Source organism: Enterococcus sp. 5B3_DIV0040 (genome assembly GCF_002140755.1).
In the GTDB taxonomy this organism is placed as follows: domain Bacteria; phylum Bacillota; class Bacilli; order Lactobacillales; family Enterococcaceae; genus Enterococcus_D; species Enterococcus_D casseliflavus.
The window spans coordinates 95,468-111,445 of sequence record NZ_NGLC01000003.1 but is presented as its reverse complement, the minus strand read 5'-3'; the positions used below and the strand labels follow the sequence as shown (position 1 = coordinate 111,445).

Genomic DNA, 15,978 nt, shown 5'->3' with positions numbered 1-15,978 from the left:
TTTTTTCTCACTAAATTTCAAAAAACGCTCTATTTTAACCAGTCAGAAAAATCATTTTAAGAAGGAGAAAGCGATGAATGAGAAACAATTACGCTGGTATAATATTGCGCTGATGGCGTTCGTCTCTGTTTGGGGACTGGGAAATGTTGTAAACAACTACGCTCAACAAGGGTTGACTGTTGTTGTTTCGTGGCTATTAATTATGGCTCTTTATTTTGTACCCTATGCATTAAGTGTTGGTCAGTTAGGATCAACCTTCAAAGAGTCAAGTGGTGGGGTTTCCTCATGGATCAAAGAAACCTCAACAAAGCGGTTGGCTTTTTTTGCTGCTTGGACTTATTGGGTCGTTCACGTGCCTTATTTGGCACAAAAACCCCAAGGAATCTTAGTGTCATTGAGTTGGTTATTTAAAGGAAATGGTACATTTGTATCAACGATGGGCTCCATGGAAGTCTCATTGATTTGTTTAGCTATTTTTCTATTCTTTTTATGGATTGCCTCTAAAGGATTGACGACCTTAAAAATGATTGGGAACATCGCCGGAACAGCCATGTTCGTGATGTCGATTCTTTTTATTCTTTTAGCAGTCACTGCTCCAGCAATGACTGGTGCTGAAATTGCTACACCAAACATGTCATCTGTTTCAACCTATATCCCTAAATTTGACTTTACCTATTTAACCACGATCTCGATGCTGGTATTTGCGGTAGGTGGCTGTGAAAAAATCTCGCCTTACGTAAATAACACAAAAAATCCTGCCAAAGAATTTCCAAAAGGCATGATCTTTTTAGCCGGTATGGTGGCGTTATGTGCCTTGCTCGGCTCGATTGCTATGGGGATGCTTTTTGATGCCAATCATATTCCAGAAGATTTGATGGTCAACGGCGCTTATGAAGCCTTTCAACGACTAGGAAACTTCTACGGAATCGGCAATTTCTTTGTCATTCTTTATTCCATCGCCAATGCGTTAGCGCAAATTTCTGCGTTGGCATTTTCAATTGATGCCCCATTGAAAATATTATTGTCTGATGCTGATTCAGAATTTGTACCAAATGGCTTAGCAAAACTAAACAAAAAAGGAACACCAATGAATGGGTATATTATGACTGGTATCCTAGTCAGCATTTTGATCATTATTCCAGCACTAGGAATCGGCAATATGACCGAACTGTATCGTTGGTTGCTGAACTTGAATTCAGTTGTCATGCCATTGCGTTACTTATGGGTCTTCTTAGCCTTTATGCTAGTCAACAAACACGCCAATCGCTTTACTTCCGATTATAAATTCGTGAAAAACACCAAGGTTGGCTTTGGGATCGGCTTATGGTGCTTCTTGTTCACGGCCTTTGCCTGCATTTTAGGGATGGTTCCTAAACTTGATTATGCGGCAGATCCGCAAGCTTGGTTCTTCCAATTGGCCTTAAATATCATTACGCCAATCGCCTTTCTTTTGATTGGCTTGATCTTGCCGATCATTGCGAAACGTGTAAATAAAAAATAATCATTCCCTCAAAAAAGAGGTGTCCGACAACTATTTCGGTTGTCGGGCACCTCTTTCCTTATATATGAACTTTTCCGCCGTGCGAGGCATTTGCTCCATCCTCTTGCCGAAGCGTTCATTCTTCGTCATTTTCCTCTTTGATTCCATACTTGATCCATTGCACCTTATAGCGAAAATCTTTGATCAGCTCTTTTGCGGTCCATTCATTCGAAATAAAATCTGTCAGACTATCCATCACGACCGCCATAATAAAGTAAAGGAAACTGACGGCTTCTTGCGTATCATGGATCGTGAAGCGATTTTCTTCCAACAGCTCCAACCACTGGCGAATCATGGGCGAATCGTCAGGGATCGCATCGCGCTTCGTCCAGGCATTGCTTTGGGTACATAAGTGGATCATTTTCCAATGATCATCTTCAGGTGACCATTGACTGCACCAAGCCAAGTATTCTTCGATCCCTTTGAAAAAATCATTTTTGTTGCGATTGATAAACGTAAAAATCGCAGAATGGATTTGGTTTGAATAGTCGGCGATCGCATAGTCATAGGCATCTTCTAAGTTTTGAAAGTACTTGTAAAACGCCCCTCTAGAAATGTGCGACTTTTCGACGATGGCAGAGACCTTGACTTGACTGATGTGCTTGCTGAAGAATTCTTCTAAAAGCACGGCATCGATTTTTTCTTTTTTCGCTTGTTTTAAATGAAAAAATGTTGTACTTGGCAAGGGATTCTCCTCCATCATTCGCAATCTACTCCCTCTATTATAAACAAATCCCTCTACTTTTCCACTCAGACTTGTGCAGTTTCTCTTGACGGGGCGTTTTGTTCGATCAGATTGCCATCTTCCATTCGGAAAATGCGATCACTCCATTGGATCATTCGCTCGTCGTGGGTGACCATGACTGTCGCTTTCTTTTTCTCATGCGCTTCTTTCACCAATAACTTCACGACTTCATACGCATGATCGGTGTCTAAGCTGGCAGTTGGTTCATCCGCCAAAATCAAGCTTGGGTCATTAAACAACGCCCGGCCGATCGCTACTCGTTGACGTTCCCCACCAGATAAATCGCGGGGAAACTTGTCTTGAAGATCGAGAATATCTAATGAAGCAAGCAATTCATCAATCCTTTCCTTTTCCTTGGCTTTTCTTGAAACTTTGTCGACCAAATAAAATTGTTCCTTTACCGTTAAAAAAGGGATCAAATTCGAGCTTTGCAAGATAAACCCAATCTCTTTAAAACGTAACTTTCCTCGTTGCTTTTCATTTAATTGGGAAAAGTTCACCTGGTTGATAATGATCTCTCCCGATGTTGGACTTTGTAAGCCGCCAGCGATGGTCAAAAAGGTACTTTTTCCTGAACCAGAAGGACCGATGATACTGACAAACTCCCCTTCTTGAACATGAAAATTCAGTCCTTTTAATGCCGTTACTTCGGTATGCTGCTTGCCAAATTTTTTTATAATATCCTTCATTACTAAAATGTCTTTCATCTTTGTTACCCTCCTATTGCCGTAATTGGATCGACTTTTGTGACCGTCCGAATGGAGAATAAGCCGCCTAGAACTGCCACGAGAATCAAGATGCCGCTATAAAGCAGCCATTGCTTTAATTCAAAGAAAAATGGCATGGCATCTGGTAAAAACAAGCTGGTGCCGTATGCCGCCGCAAAGGCTAGGGCTACCCCGATCACACCGACCATAAATGCTTGCGCAATAATTGATTTGGCAATAAAGCTGGTCCGAATCCCTTGGGCTTTCATCACACCAAAAATCGCCGTTTTTTGTAGGGTGATCACATACATGAAAATCCCCACGATTGCCGTTGCAACAACAAACAAGAAGTAGATCATGGCATTTAAGGTCAAGTTTTGGGCAGAAAATCCAGGAAGCTTTTCAATAAAGTCTTCCGTTGCCAACACTTTGAGCTGGGTTCCTTCTTGGTTATCGACTTTCGGATCACTTGATTTGGTCACAATGATATTGATGGGCTGCTCCTTGTCAGATGGAAATGGTTGATTAGCAAACTTCATTTTCGTCCAAGTATCCAGGGAAGTATAAATCACTGGTGACACCGTATAAGACGTTTCTGGGGTGATCCCAACGACTTTGAAGGTTTCATCTGAACGCCCGATTTTCACTTGATCCCCGACCTTGATACCTTCTTCTGCTAAGTTTTCTGAAATCGTGATCTCATTTTCTTTTGAAAACAGCTTGCCCTCTAAGACTTCTGGTAACAAGAACGCATCGTCTTGTGTACCAAAAACAGTCACATTGACTTGTTCATCATTGACCGTGATGACACTGCTATATAAACCAATCGGGGCTTTTTGAGTCCCTGCTACACGGTCTAGATCCCCTCTCGTCAATTGCGAAGCCGCAAATGTGTCATTCGCATCTTCTGATAAAACGATCGCGGATGAATCCCAGTCGACGATGGCCTTTTTAAAATCCCAGTTAAGTCCCGTTGCTAACCCAGACAATATAAAAACAACATAGGCGATCAAAAACATGATTCCTACGATCAGCCCATATCTTAATTTTGAATAACGCATTTCTTTTATAGCCAGAAACATTGTTCTTTCCTCCTACTTTCCAAATATTGACAAAGTGTCACTTTTTGAAGAATACCACATAAAGTGACACTTTGTCACTTTATACATCTCGGAAAGTTTGTAAGGTTGATCGATCATTCTTTTTCTGTCATTCACTGAGGATGTTTTTTCCTAAAGGAGTGTGAATAAAGAGAGTTGAATACTGGGCGTTTCGCGTAAAATACGCCATTTCCTTTTAACATTCTTTGCTAGATGAAAAAAAGCATGGCAGACCGTAAATAGTCGAACCATGCTTTGGCAAAAACGAACACGAGGATTTCATTATTGGTGTTCTAGAGATCAGCTGACTTTGCTTTGTCCAATTGTGGAAATTACTGCTCGTAACTGATGACACGAAGTATCAAACTGCCGTTTTTCCTCAGGTGTAAGCGTCAATTCAATAATTTCGCGGACGCCGTTTTGATCCACGACTGCAGGAACCCCTGTGAATAAATCGTTGATGCCATATTCCCCATTAAGGTAGGAAGATACCGGCAGAATCGCTTGCTCATCATTTAAGATCGCTCGAACGATTCTTGCGACACTCATCCCTATCCCGTAAAAAGTTGCTTGTTTTCGATCGATGATTTCATAGGCAGCATTTTTTACTCGTTCAGAAAGAACCGCTAGATCGGCAACGGTCAAACGATCCTTTTGCTTGATCAATTCTACGATCGGTTTCCCACCGATCGTTGTATGGGACCAGACAGCGACTTCCGAGTCACCGTGTTCCCCAATGATGTACCCATGAATATTCCGTGGATCGATGGCTAATTTTGCCGCCACTTCTTTTCGAAGTCTTGTGGTATCGAGGGTCGTTCCCGTACCAACGACACGATTGGCTGGCAACCCTGACACACGCCATGCTTGATAAGTTAAGACATCGACTGGGTTTGAAGCGATGACAAGCACGCCATCAAAGCCTGAAGCCATCACTTGTTTTGTGACGCTTGCCATAATTTCGGCGTTCACATCGATCAATTCAAGCCGTGTTTGTCCTGGCTTTTGGTTGATCCCTGCAGTAATAACGACGATATCAGCATCTTTACATTCCGAGTACTCTCCCGCCCAAACTTTGATGTTTTCTTGCCCCCATGACATACCGTCTAACAAATCGAGGGCTTCTCCTTCTGCTTTGTCCCGATTGACATCGATCAAGACTAATTCATTGATCAGTCCTTGATTGATCATGGAATACGCAATGCTCGTTCCAACGAAACCTGTTCCGACAACGACAACTTTTCTGCTTGTACTTTTCATGTGCGATCCCTTCCCTTTCTTTTCAAATACTTGTACTATTGTTTTGCGTAGAGTACGCATTTTCTTAAAAAATAGATAATCTCTTGTGCTTCCTTAGTAACTATGACCGGCAATCAGCGCTTTGGTTTGCTGATACAAATGAACAGCATATTTTCCTAACACATAGCTGACGACGATTACGGCAAAGCTGGTTTCAATAATCGTTAAGGCTTGTAGAAACCCAAATATCAGTGGGTGATTTGCAAAAAACAGTGCTGATTTGAACATTGCAGTCGCCGAGATCACAAGAGGAAACGTAAATGCCGCATAGCTTGGGTAAAACCCGACTGCCAGCATGTTTTTCATATAAGCGACGACACAGAAATAAATCGTTTGTGACAATAACAGCATAAAGGCGACAAACCAAGCAGAGCCTTGTTCAAATACGGAAAGGTAACCTGCTAAGCAAAGAGAACCTGGTGCTGTTAAAATCGTGATCAAAGGAACTGCCGCACGTTCCGTCAGCTTTTGATGGACGACTCGCTTTAAAATAATCGGCAAAAGCGCAAAATACAATACCAATGCGATCCAGACGATCACTTCCCCTAGCTCTTTAAAAAAGACAGCAGAAGTATTGGGAATTACGCCAATCCCGACGAAGGTAATAAACCAGCTTGGATAAATGTATTCCAGCGAAAGGTCAACAGGCAAAATATGCACGACAACAAAATAGATCATTAAAGCAAAATGTAAGCCGATAGCCCCCCACCAGAGCAGATCATTCACCACTGCATTGGGAATGACCCGTTCAAAAACAGTGGAGATCACCATCAGCGCCATCGTAAAAGTCGGCGCCACCGAAGCAACGATTGGGTTTTGCAACTCTGACATCGTGTGCTTAAATGTAAAGCATACTTTCAGAAGGAAGAGCCCCATGATGAAAATACCAAGGGTGCAAAACGCATTTCCAACCGTCTCCATTCCTTCTGAATACAATAAATTCCCCAAAGACACAGTGCCTAAAATCAAGCCGCAAATCGGGATTGGCAATGAATGTAAAAAATGCTGGATCGATGTTTTCATCAACTCATCCTTTCTAAACGTATGAAAATTTCAATTAAATTTGCTTTCTTTTTTCTCTACACTTATACTATAATCACCTGATAACTATTTGTAAAATTGCACTTTTAAATACTAATTATAAATTTTATTAATAATAAAGGAGTCCGCAAAATGATTGAATTGCTCAAAACCTTCATTGTTGTTTATGAAACGAGAAATTTTAGTCTTGCCGCCAAACGGCTCTATAAAACTCAGCCAACGATCTCCTTACAAATCCAACGATTAGAGGCGGAACTTGGCTTCAAACTTTTTGAACGTAAAGGAAAACAATTGATTTTACCCACTAGCCAAGCGGAGTTTTTGTATCCTCGTGTGGTCGAGTCCCTCCGCTCTTTGTCCACTATTTTTTCGCAAGCCAAAGACACCAAAAATTTTAAAACAGCGTGTGTGCTCGCTTGTTCGAATACCACCGCCGTTTACTTACTGCCCAGCATCATGGCACAGCTGATTGCAGAATTTCCAACGTTTGCCTTTGAAATCAAAATCATGAATTCGCAAGAAGTGATCGATGCCGTCGAATCAAACAAAGCCCATATCGGCCTGATCGAAAAATCAATCGTTTCGCCATTGATCCAAAAAGAATTCGTTTATCGCGATGAATTGGTGTTAGCAGGCAACATCGCTTCTGATTTTTGGGTCTTGCGAGAAAACGACTCGGGGATGTATTACATTAACGAAACCTATCTGTACGCACAGCACCTGCATCCGCAAATCATCAAAGCCAATAACAGTGAAGTGATTTTGTCCCTATTAAAACAAAACATCGGCAAATCGATCATTTCGAAACTTTCATTACCAGAAGGGTTGCCTTGGCAGGAACTTGATCCAGAGTACCGCTATCGTGATCTTTTTATCATTCAGAATCGTCAACGTGTGACGCCGGAAACCGGAGAGGTGTATGAGGAGATTAAACGGCTGTTGTTGGCATTGATTCCATAAATATTAGTCTTTTGAACCAATTAAAGTTAATACAAAAAAAGACGCTGGAGTGTCGTTTGTCACTCCTCCAGCGTCTTTGTATTTTTATAATTCCTTGATAAACCGTTTCTGTTCATGACTGCTATGATAGCCATGGTTTTCATAAAACCTGTGAGCAGCATGGCGTTTAACATTCGAATTTAATCGAATGCCTTGCATTCCTCGCTGTCGGGCTTCTTCTTCAATTGCCGACAGTAGTTTCCCGCCAACGCCTTGCTTTTGCACTTGATCATCCACTACCAAACCTAAGACATTAAAAAATTGCCCAGCAGAATAAACTGTTGAATACGGCTGTGCTTCAATCATCCCAACTGCTTTACCCTTTATTTCGGCAACAAGCAAGAGATGGTCCTCCTCAGCTATGATCCTCTTTAAACCCTCGATCAATACTTCTTCTTCGATTGGATAGCCTAGCACCTTCGATAAGTGAGCTAGTTCTTTACGATCAGACAATGCTGCGGCTCTAATTTTCATAGTATTCTCCTGTCTTGCAGCTTTTGACTTAACTATATTTTTTGAATGCTTATTTGTCAAGAAACGCTCGTTCTGCATTGCTAGTGTGAAACACGATAAAAGTACACGAACTGAGATTCAAACAAGAAATGAATGAAAAACGGCAAACAGTCTGTTTCACCCTTTCTTACTGAAACAAATGAGAGACTATTACACATCTTTTAAGGGAGGTGTCAGGTGTAAATTAGCTAATAGTATTCAATATGTTATTGCTTAGTGAGCATAGGGACGGATAATGCTATAGTATAAAAAAACGAAAAAATTTTTTTCTAAGCATTCATTACTGCCAGCCAATCACATTAAGTTCTGCCCACTTCGAACACCATTTTTCAATCTTTTTTTCATAAACTTCACGGGAAATCATCGCTTTGTTTGGTCTTACTATCCCAGAAAAGAGATCATACATGCCATAAGGGGCAAAAACCTGGAGCTTGCTTTCCTGATCGAAAAAAACACCGATCGAAGTTGCAGTACTGGGCCAAGTACTGATCGCTTCTTCAGTAGAGGTATATGCGGGAATAGAAAACCCGAATTCTTCTTCATACCATAGGTGCACCCTTGCCTCATTCTTTACATCCAGCGCATATTGATTTTGTTTAGTAGTTTTCACTATTTGTTCTAGTACCATTCGTTCTTTCTCTTGACTCAAATCTGTGTCAAAATAAACGATATCCACATCACTTATTCCGTAACCGATGGGCTTAGAAAAAAGATGATTCCATACAGACTGCGTGATACTTCCACCGCCGACATAAAGGTTTGGAATACCTAAAGCCGAGACATCTTTAATGATCTTGTAAAGAGTAGTATCTTTTTTCAAAATATCAATCAATACCGTTTCTTGAATAGCTAGACTCTTATTCTGATACATTGTTCTTCTCCTTCCCTAAAGATTATTTTTAACTAATTTTCAAAATAATTGTGAGATTCTATACCATCTAAATAAGATGAGAATGTATATTTAACTAGACTCTGACAAAGCTTTTTTTACTTATAGACATTGTATCATTTTATTCAAAGTAATTGCTTTCAATAGAAAAAAATGACAACTATCAACTAAAAATCAAAAGAGCGATAGTTACCAACAATTTCCACTTATTTGACAATCCCTCCCTTTTCAGCTAAGATTTTCTTATTGTCACATTAATTGAATATCCAAACCACCACCGGGTGATAGAAGTGTTTGGTAAACTCATTAGGTCCTTGAAGAGTTTACTGGATGCTTATTTTTTTTTGAGGAGGAAAAAGTATATGACATGGATGTATTTATTTTTAGGCGGTTTTTTTGAAGTAGTATGGGCTTCGACTATGAAGCTAAGTAATGGGTTTACCCACTTTTGGTATAGTCTCTCTACACTACTCGGAATGATTTTCAGCTTTGGCTTCCTGGCTTTAGCGGTAAAAAACTTACCATTAAGTATTGCTTACCCCGTTTGGACAGGGATAGGCGCAGTTGGTTCGATCATTATCGGCGTCGTGTTCTTCAAAGACCAGCTATCCCTTCTGACTTGGGTGTTCGTTGCTTTATTAATAGTCGGGATTTTGGGCATCAAGTTTACCAGCGGACATTGATGATATCTAAAAAAACAGCCGTCAGTTCATTTCTGGCGGCTATTTTATGGCAATTCATTCAGTTTCAGTATAGATATAGTTAGCTTTAGTATAATTAAACTTTACTTTTATAAAACTATGGTTTACAATGATTGTGGGAGGTGATCGTTTGAAGGAAGATTTTGGCGACTCTATTGCTAATAAAGTATATGAATATCGGGTGTTAGCTAGGCTTACTCAGCAAGAACTTGCGGACAAAGTAGGTGTTTCAAAACAAACGATTTTTGTCATGGAAAAAGGCAACTATACGCCAACGCTTTTATTAGCCTATCGTCTAGCGAACGTTTTTCAAGTGGACATCACAGATTTATTTACTTATACAGAAGGAGAGAGGAAATATGGTCATTAAATCACTTTCAGATATTCCCAGCGCATTATTTTACCGTCTGAAAACTTGGGCAGAATATTCTAATGCCAACTGGAACCTATTGCTAGGTATCGGTATGCTTTTACTGATTTTTGGCATTGCTTTGGTTTATGTTTACACTAAAAAAATTGGCAAAGAAGATGAACATTCGCAAAAAATTTATTACATCTCCGTGAATGCGATGCTGCTAACGATCGTCTTTTTAGACATTCTCTTTCCAAAAGATTACATGTGGAATCAGTTTTTCCTTTACAAGTATGCTCTGGCTTTTATAGTGAGCGGGCTGAGTTTGGTTTATCAGTATAGAAAACAATTTTTATAAAAAACAAACTCGGTCCCTTTAAGATGGGAGCCGAGTTTGTTTTCTGTGATCAGTACCTGTTCATAGATCACTCACTTTTTATTCAGAGAAAAACTGCAATAACAGTCAAAATACGATTAACGTCTGCAGTCTTGCAGACTATCATTCCTGTGAGAAGCTTTTTATAAAGGAACCATTTCAGTCTTTTTATTTATTCATCTTTTTCTAGAGTTACTTCACATTATGTCTTGAACGCTTCACAAAAATACCAAGCAATGTTGCAGTGATTAGCGTGACCCCACTATATAAAACGTATGAATTTATTTGTTCACCAGTTTTTGGTAAGCTTTGTTTATTTGCTGCTGATTGCTTTACTGACACTTTTGTTGTCGGTGCTTTGGTAACGCCCGATTTTGTCGGAGAATCACTAGAATCTGTTGATGGGTATGTTGTATTTTTTGTATAAGTAACCGTTATTTCTGAATCTTTATTTTCTGCTGTCATTCCTGTTTGTTCTTTAACTATTTCGAGATCAGCTTTATAACCATCAATTTCCACACTCTTCACCGCATCAAAGGTTGTATCGTCATCTTTAGCTTGCCATTTTCCATATGTTGTAACACCTGTTGCTTCATTCGTTGTCACTGTACGTGTAAAAGAGACTGTATCTACTTTGTCTGGTAAAGCTTCTTTACCATCTTCGTAAACATAATGGATCGTTTGTTTGACTTCTTTGGTTTCTGTTATGGTTTTCATTCTAGCTTTGTAAGTGACAGTTATTTCGGTAGAACTGTCCTCTGGCGTTACTCCATTCACTTCATCAACTATTGATTTATCAGCTATATAATTCTTAATTTCTGGACTAGCTACTTCATCAAATGTTGTATCATTATCTTTAGCTTCCCACTCTGAATAGGTGAACAATCCAGTAACCAAATCTGTGATTATATCGCGAGTAAAGATGATCTTATCGTTTTGATCGCCTGCTGCTTCCGTGCCATCTTCATAAACATAATAGATTGTCTGTTTGACTTCTTTCGTTTCTTCTTTGACATCTGTTCTATGTTTCAAGTGAATATTGACAACTTGATCTTTCATGTCATCTTTGTCAAAAAAACTAGGAATGGAGTCGACAGAGACGATTTCATATCCTTTTGGTAAATATCCTTCTGCAATTGCTTGTAAATCTGCTTGTTTTTTATTTAGATTCGCTTCAGCTGCTCCATCCTCAAAAGTAATATTTTCTTCTAAAATATTTCCATCAGTATCATCAATCACGTTATAAACCACTTTTTGCTGATTTGGTACATAGAAGTAATAGACATCTGTTTGTCCGTAGCCTCTTCCATACGGCGCAGATCCATCTGTCACGATATTACCAGCAAAATCATAGAATCTATCTGCGAATCCTGGATAAGGTACATTGAGTTGCTTCGTAGCAAAAATAATCTTATCTTCTATAAAATTAGGATTCAGCACATATTCTCCCATTAATGAAAGAGTGGCTTCCAATTGATGGAGTTGGTTAATTGGTAATGTCTTATGATCATTTACTAAACTGTACCCTTGAATATTTTTAGGATCAACCACAGCTTTCTCATAAGAGAAGTCACCAAAAGCATTGGCTTTACCTGTTGGTGCGCCATCTATTGTGACAGTACTGGCTAAGCTATTGCCGTTGAGATCAACATAATGAACCTTAACTGGTGTGTTTTCTGAGGCTATAGAACTAATGGGATAGTTTATCATTTTTTCCGCATCAGCAACTGTTGTTTCTTTGCTTACTTCAGGTTCTGTTGTGTTGGTTTCCTCAGCAGGTACTTTTTCTTCCTCTATAATTTCTTGTTGTTCTAGTAATGCTTCGCTTGTAGCTATCGTTGATTCCTCAGTTTCTGGAGTACTGAATGTTTCAGCCACTGCTGGAATATTGACAGTTGCTTGCATTATAATTGGGCTTCCTAAGATAAAAATAGAGGAACTGACAATAAGACGTGATAAAAGTTCTTGCTTCTTTGATTTTTTCATTACTCTTACCTCTTTCTATTTAAGTGAATGAAAACAGTCTAACTCTACAGATACAAACAAGTCCTCAACTGCCAGCGGCTGGTTGGTTATTCGTTGTCCTCATTCCTTATGCCTGTATTATCACTCGGTTTTTCATTGAAAAGGCGTCAATAAATGTCTTGGCAAAAACAAAATAAGTCCTGTTATACAAAATCCGTTATGCAAATAGAAATAAAAAGAAAGTAATTCTTTCTATGAAAAATGAGTAGAGAAATAATATAAATATACTTTCTAAGTATATTGAATTTTAGAAATTTGTGAACGCCTTATCAGATCCCTTATTTCCAAAATCGCTATTCTTGAATCACATTGCTTCACCACTACATTATCAAAAAAAGACTGCAACAGAAGAAGTTAAACTAACTTTCTCTTAACGATAAATGACTATTGTTTCCTTCGCATCTTGCGATTGAAAAACATCGTATGGAGAGAGTAGTTCTAGTTCTGTTGCAGTCATAAAAAAATGAATAGATTTCTAAAAAAATACATGGTTGACAAAAGTAATGCGGTCTTAATCTTCTGGCATTTTTTAGTAAACGAAAACGGTTATTCCTTCGACTCTTTTTCTTTGAGCAACTCATTCTGGAATTTTTCAACTGCTTCAATCAGTTCAAGCCAGCGATCCCCCGTTGGAAAACTATTCCATTTAAAAAATTGGACGTTGGGGTTTTGGTCAATAAAGGCTTGCCGATTGACGGGGTAATCTGTCACGACAAAATCGGGATTTTCGGAAACAAATGAAAGTGTGTAACCGAACCAGCGTTTCAATCGTTCCTTTTGTCTGATTTCTTGGATTTTTCCGAATTTTGATTCGTGAAAAATTCGAACCGTAGAACGATCAATTTTCGCTACCAGGGAAAGAAGCATACTATATTGAAAAAGCAAGCGATTGTTCGCTTCATACATGGTTGCAAAAATTGGTGATTGTTGCGCTAACGATGGATACATCTCCTGAACAAGCGGAAAAATCTTAGGAAAGACACGACGATAATCTTTGTCTGTTGTTGTTTTTCCAAAGGCATCGATCTTATTTTTCGATGCAAAAAGAAGCGAAACCGAATGAATATTCAAGGCATTCACCAACAGATAATCAATCTTGCTTTCAGAAACGAGAAAAACTTTCTGGGCGGTTTCCGTAAATAGCCTTGCTGCAGCGATGGCTTGAGGAGAAAAATGTTCCCCAATTGTTAACTGACTAGGAATCTCTTCAGGTAAGTACGTCGTCATGACAGAAAACATATAATACAAGAAGAGAAATTCTGTTTCTGGAAGCTCATTTAGAATCAAATTGTCTCTTAGCAATGGCTTGATGAGCTCTTCTTTAAATTCTTCAAAGGAAATCGTCAGATGCCTCATCTCCCTCATCTCTTGAGGAATCTCTTTTACAGGAAAGCCTCTTTTAAAACGATAAATACTCAATGCCAGCAATTGAACAAATTTCTCCTGATCAATCCCCCGATAAAAACTGGGATAACTTGTCAACTTTTTCTTCAATGTACTGACACTTTGTTTCGTCAATCCACTATAACGCGCGTTCGTTGCATCATAGATTTGCCAATACATGATGTGGAAAAAATGCCGAATGCGGTATTCTTCGCCCACAAAAAGCGGTTTTCTTTTTAGGTTCAATCGAATGTGATAATTTTCAAGAATCGTTTCTACTTCCTTTAGTTTTCTTTGAACCGTGCGATTGCTGACATAATGTTGTTGGGCGGTTTCTTCCAGCGACACATATTTATCACTGAAGAGTCTGTCTAAAATTTGAAATGGCATACTTTCTGCTAGCATGACCGAATAAAGCTTAGACAAAAGAAAATTGGGCGCAAAATAAAGCGTCATCTCTCTACCTTCATGCAACGCAATCTCAAAATAAGGATATGCCGTTTGCAAATCGAGTGCTCGCTCAAAAACTAAGACGATTCTTCGTTTTGATAAGTTAGTCTTTTCAGCAAGAATATTTAGTTTTTCACGCTCCACAGCCTGCTCAAAAAAATGCGCAAACAATTCATAAACATCTTGGTCTAATTTAGTTAAAAGAAATTTATACATACTAATACCTCTTAACTTTATTTTTAAGGTAATTATACTCCTTTCACGATCTATTTTCATTCAGTGTGTATTCATTGATTACTTATTTCATTTTATAAGAAGTTATCTCTGAAACTATCACCTTCTGAATCATTTAGGATAAGCAAAAGCATGGCTACAACTACTTAGAACTACGAGTTACTACGTCTGGAGAGCATTGCTCTTTCTAACAGCTAGTTTAAGACGACAAAACAGTCCAAACCGATATTTATCAAAAAATTATTTTATAATAATAAAAGTAAAAAATCGTATATTTTGCTACGATAAAAAGAGGTTCGGTTTTTAGGAGTATTTACAATCGAATAGTTAGGTAGCCTTTGAGCATTTCAACAATTCCAAAAGCTTCTACTTTCTATCAATTACGCTTATATAAAATTGAAAATTAGTACAGTCATTTTTAAAGTATCTTCGCCATAATCAATCTAACTTCTTACGATATTTAAAAAGAATGGGGGAAAGTTATTCATGCTTCGCTGAATGAACTGAAATCAATGAAAATATCAAAAAAAATAGTATGGTCAAGTGTTGCTAGTATTCTCGTTCTAATTTTAATAGGTCTCTCTGTCTTTTTCTCCCCTAGTAATAAAGCTAGGATCGTTATCTCAAATGACTTTGGAAAAATCACCGTTCCGTTGCGAATAAATAGAACCTATTTAACTCAAACAAACACTGTCTTCTATCAGCCTGAAATTCGCTCAGCAAAATCAGCTCTGGAGGAGGCGAATTTATTAGGAGAAAGTACACTTTCGATAAAAATCGGCGAGGAAGAAAAAGAAATTGTTTCTTATATTGATGCCAATGTTAAGAACTTCTCTCTAGAACTAAACGTGATAGACTATGACAAAACAACAGGAAAATTAGTCTTGACTATTGCCTATCGGGATGGCTTGAATGATGAATTCAAGAACGTAACATTCGAAAGATAACTGATAAAAATCTAATATTCTCGCTCATATTTAAATAGGGTTAAACAAAGAGTATCCAGAAAATAATCAATTCTGGATACTCTTTCCTCTCTATTAAATAGCTTTTAATTTTCAGTTTTTCTTTTTCGTCTCAAAATTACTACGAAAGAAATCAGAACAGTGATGACTCCCAAAAAGCCCATGATTCGTTGACCTGTAAGTTGTTCTCCTGTTGCAGGCAACTTATTTTTTGATTTGGTTTGTGTGTTTGTTTGCTTGCTGTTATTTCCTGAGCTATTCCCGTTCTCTTCTTTCGGCGTCTTGTTTTCTGATTCTGGTGTATCTTCTCCTGAATCTTCTCCCGGTTCATTCTCTTTATCAGCACTGTAAACATAAATAACTTCTTGGACGGCATCACTGAAGGTACCTTTTGCATTTTTAGGCGTCTTTGAAACCCGCCAGCCAGATATTTCTTTGGCGTTGCTTTCATAAGACAAGCCGACTTTTCCACTAAGGATCGTTGGTTCAGCTAATTGATTTCCTTCTTTATCTTCATACTTGACCGTCACTGGCGCTGCATCACTTCGCTCATAGACATAAACGACTTCTTGAGCTGTTTCGCTGTAAGTCCCGTTGGCGTTAATTGGTGTTTGAGAAACGTACCACCCATTAATTGCTTTAGCTTCACTTGTATAGGG

16 protein-coding genes are annotated in these 15,978 nt (G+C 38.7%); 6 read left to right on the top strand and 10 right to left on the bottom strand.

Features of this window, described 5'->3' with window-relative positions:
* Positions 1-73: 73 nt before the first annotated feature.
* The gene (locus tag A5883_RS17745; protein WP_074934531.1) at positions 74-1,501 is read left to right on the top strand and encodes an APC family permease; all 1,428 of its coding nucleotides are present in this window, start codon (positions 74-76) and stop codon (positions 1,499-1,501) included.
* A gap of 115 nt (positions 1,502-1,616) precedes the next feature.
* Here the strand turns inward: A5883_RS17745 and A5883_RS17740 are convergent, their stop codons facing one another.
* From A5883_RS17740 to A5883_RS17720, 5 genes are all read right to left on the bottom strand, one after another.
* Positions 1,617-2,243, bottom strand: coding sequence for a TetR family transcriptional regulator (locus A5883_RS17740; protein WP_086339215.1), 627 nt, complete (start codon positions 2,241-2,243; stop codon positions 1,617-1,619).
* 47 nt (positions 2,244-2,290) lie between these two features.
* Entirely contained in the window at positions 2,291-2,992 is a 702-nt protein-coding gene (locus A5883_RS17735; protein ID WP_086294630.1) for an ABC transporter ATP-binding protein, read from the bottom strand.
* A 5-nt stretch (positions 2,993-2,997) separates the two neighbouring features.
* Complete coding sequence (locus A5883_RS17730; RefSeq protein WP_086339214.1) at positions 2,998-4,074, bottom strand: ABC transporter permease; 1,077 nt, start codon at positions 4,072-4,074, stop codon at positions 2,998-3,000.
* Between the two features lie 318 nt (positions 4,075-4,392).
* Positions 4,393-5,352, bottom strand: coding sequence for an L-lactate dehydrogenase (locus tag A5883_RS17725; protein WP_086339213.1), 960 nt, complete (start codon positions 5,350-5,352; stop codon positions 4,393-4,395).
* Between the two features lie 93 nt (positions 5,353-5,445).
* Positions 5,446-6,414, bottom strand: a complete 969-nt coding sequence (locus A5883_RS17720; RefSeq protein WP_086339212.1) for a TDT family transporter — start codon at positions 6,412-6,414, stop codon at positions 5,446-5,448.
* A 150-nt stretch (positions 6,415-6,564) separates the two neighbouring features.
* Between A5883_RS17720 and A5883_RS17715 the strand changes: the two genes are divergently transcribed.
* Positions 6,565-7,392, top strand: coding sequence for a LysR family transcriptional regulator (locus A5883_RS17715; protein ID WP_086339211.1), 828 nt, complete (start codon positions 6,565-6,567; stop codon positions 7,390-7,392).
* An 84-nt stretch (positions 7,393-7,476) separates the two neighbouring features.
* Here A5883_RS17715 and A5883_RS17710 read toward each other — a convergent pair whose 3' ends face one another.
* Together A5883_RS17710 and A5883_RS17705 are read right to left on the bottom strand one after the other, a co-directional pair.
* A complete protein-coding gene (locus A5883_RS17710; RefSeq protein ID WP_086339210.1) occupies positions 7,477-7,905 on the bottom strand; it encodes a GNAT family N-acetyltransferase in 429 nt (142 codons plus the stop codon).
* A 319-nt stretch (positions 7,906-8,224) separates the two neighbouring features.
* Positions 8,225-8,815, bottom strand: a complete 591-nt coding sequence (locus A5883_RS17705; RefSeq protein WP_086339209.1) for a nucleotidyltransferase family protein — start codon at positions 8,813-8,815, stop codon at positions 8,225-8,227.
* 380 nt (positions 8,816-9,195) lie between these two features.
* Between A5883_RS17705 and A5883_RS17700 the strand changes: the two genes are divergently transcribed.
* From A5883_RS17700 to A5883_RS17690, 3 genes are all read left to right on the top strand, one after another.
* Positions 9,196-9,516, top strand: coding sequence for a DMT family transporter (locus A5883_RS17700; protein WP_086339208.1), 321 nt, complete (start codon positions 9,196-9,198; stop codon positions 9,514-9,516).
* 148 nt (positions 9,517-9,664) lie between these two features.
* Positions 9,665-9,904, top strand: a complete 240-nt coding sequence (locus tag A5883_RS17695) for a helix-turn-helix transcriptional regulator (RefSeq protein WP_015509117.1) — start codon at positions 9,665-9,667, stop codon at positions 9,902-9,904.
* A complete protein-coding gene (locus A5883_RS17690) occupies positions 9,894-10,244 on the top strand; it encodes a hypothetical protein (protein WP_016610497.1) in 351 nt (116 codons plus the stop codon). Before A5883_RS17695 ends, A5883_RS17690 begins: the two co-directional genes overlap by 11 nt.
* Positions 10,245-10,454: 210 nt before the next feature.
* Here the strand turns inward: A5883_RS17690 and A5883_RS17685 are convergent, their stop codons facing one another.
* Positions 10,455-12,248 carry a mucin-binding protein gene (locus A5883_RS17685; RefSeq protein WP_086339206.1) on the bottom strand — a complete coding sequence of 598 codons (1,794 nt, stop codon included), beginning with the start codon at positions 12,246-12,248 and terminating at the stop codon, positions 10,455-10,457.
* 585 nt (positions 12,249-12,833) lie between these two features.
* A complete protein-coding gene (locus A5883_RS17680; RefSeq protein ID WP_086339205.1) occupies positions 12,834-14,336 on the bottom strand; it encodes a helix-turn-helix domain-containing protein in 1,503 nt (500 codons plus the stop codon).
* A 530-nt stretch (positions 14,337-14,866) separates the two neighbouring features.
* On the opposite strand from A5883_RS17680, the gene A5883_RS17675 reads away from it, so the two are divergent.
* Positions 14,867-15,301 carry a hypothetical protein gene (locus A5883_RS17675; RefSeq protein ID WP_086339204.1) on the top strand — a complete coding sequence of 145 codons (435 nt, stop codon included), beginning with the start codon at positions 14,867-14,869 and terminating at the stop codon, positions 15,299-15,301.
* 104 nt (positions 15,302-15,405) lie between these two features.
* On the opposite strand, the gene A5883_RS19605 is transcribed toward A5883_RS17675, so the two are convergent.
* Positions 15,406-15,978 (bottom strand): MucBP domain-containing protein (locus tag A5883_RS19605; RefSeq protein ID WP_254907899.1); only part of this gene is annotated, 573 nt, incomplete at its 5' end.